The sequence below is a fragment of the Halorubrum californiense DSM 19288 genome, assembly GCF_000336875.1.
Taxonomy (GTDB): domain Archaea; phylum Halobacteriota; class Halobacteria; order Halobacteriales; family Haloferacaceae; genus Halorubrum; species Halorubrum californiense.
Window position 1 is genome coordinate 1 of the sequence record NZ_AOJK01000061.1, and the last position, 1,893, is coordinate 1,893.

Consider the following 1,893-nt stretch of genomic DNA (forward strand, 5'->3'; position numbering starts at 1 on the left):
GGGTCGCCGAAAATCGAACCGACCCCACCACCCACCACAGGGACCTATAACGGTGTCTAGGGGGACCCCACCCGGCACCTCTCACCTCGCGGTGGGACCGACCGATCTAGTCTGGTGGCGGTCCTCTATCCTCGTCGCGCCGGAAGTCTCCCGACGCAGCCGACACCCAGTCCTCGACGATCGGATCCCACGCCATCAGTGACCAGTCCTCCTCGAGCGCACTGCCGTCACGATCGTCGCCGCCCGGATCGCGTGGATCGAGATCGACGTCGGCGCTAGATCCGTACCGCCGCGACCCCGACGGCAGGAACGACAGCGAGCCACGACCGAGGTACGCACTGATGTAGTGCGCCGCGTTCCGTGCGTCCACCCGCCGGATGTCCACCACCCGGCCGAGGCCGACGCGCTCGGCCAACTGCGACAGTTCCCGCTGCGGCAGGAACCGATCCACGAGCAGGTGCAGGTGCGGCCGGTCCCGCTCGTCTCCCTCGTGCCGCACCCACAGATACGACAGGTTTGGATAGCGGTCCCTCAGTTCCGTCCTCAGCGCGTTCCACCGATCGGTGATGTACTCGTGCTTCTCCTCCTTCGACGCGGGCGCTCTGCGGTCCACTGTGAGCGTCAGGAACCGACGCATCTCCGGGCGCTCCTCCGTGATCCGTTCTATCTCCTCGATCAGTCCCATCCTCAGCCGGTGGCCGCAACACTCGCAGTCCCACGAACCGCAACGGTACGACGCCTGTTCCCCCGATTCTGTCTGGTACTTCAGGTGCGCCAAGTCCTTCCGGCAGTCCGGCCGCTCCCGATCCGGCCCGCAATCCCAGTCCCGACCGAGCCGTGACTGCTCATCCAACTCGACCTCGCCGTCGACGGGATCCGCGCTCACTCCGACCACCCCGACCGACGCGATCGCGAGCTGCTCCACGAGTGGCCCGACAGCACGTCCGGCCCAGCTGGGGCGGCACTATCCGACGACCGCGACGAAGACGAGCCGGTGGCACCGCACCGCACCATAGCCACCGGCACGTCTTCTACCGCACCGCACGGTGGAACGCCTGAATTGGCGAAGCATAGCGGCTCTTGAGTTGTTCTAACTAGCGTCGAGTAAAGACCGCACCGCCGCCGCACCGCCACCGCACAAGATAGCCCCCTCCCGCCGGTCGGGGGCGTGCGGATCGGGCGGCCCTCGAGCCGGGTACGCCGGCTCTCGGGCAAATCAAGATCGCCCGATCCTTGCGGTGGATCGGCGCTTAGTCGTCCAGACCGAGCGTTTCCGTGAACCGTCGAAACACTTACTGACTCGGCTGAGAGAGGACAGAGCGAGGACGAACCCTCCGGCCAAGAGGTTTCCACCGGGCGATTCTGCCACAAATCGCGTCCGGTGGAATCGTCCGTCGCCCGGGCCTTCTCCGGGCATTCACTCACGTTGCGTAGCTTTGACTGCGACGAGAACGACTAGCCCCTTAAAGAATACTGACCTTTCACCCCGGCAGAACATCTACCTATCCCGATACTACCAACACGCCCACATATTGTTATTAGCAGTTCTAACCATAGCCAGACAGAACCCGAAACCGCATGACAGCGCAGGGGTCGCCGATCGCCCCGGAGTATCACCCATCACAACTTACCGCCGTCTTGCGATTCTTCCCCCTGTCGAATCCCGGCCCTATCCGTACAATCGCAGGACGGCGTAAGGATACCCCTGTCTGAACCGCCACAACTTACCGCCGTCTTGCGATTCTCCCACCACAATCACTCGCCCCTCCGCTCCCTAATCGCAGGACGGCGCAAGGGTCGCCGAAAATCGAACCGACCCCACCACCCACCACAGGGACCTATAACGGTGTCTAGGGGGACCCCACCCGGCACCTCTCACCTCGCGGTGGGACC

At 64.3% G+C, this 1,893-nt stretch carries 1 protein-coding gene; it reads right to left on the bottom strand.

Annotation, left to right across the window (positions count from 1 at the left end):
- Positions 1-106: 106 nt before the first annotated feature.
- Positions 107-925 (bottom strand): rolling circle replication-associated protein, encoded by an 819-nt coding sequence (locus C463_RS11655; protein ID WP_004045523.1) that lies wholly within the window; start codon positions 923-925, stop codon positions 107-109.
- Between the last annotated feature and the right edge of the window lie 968 nt (positions 926-1,893).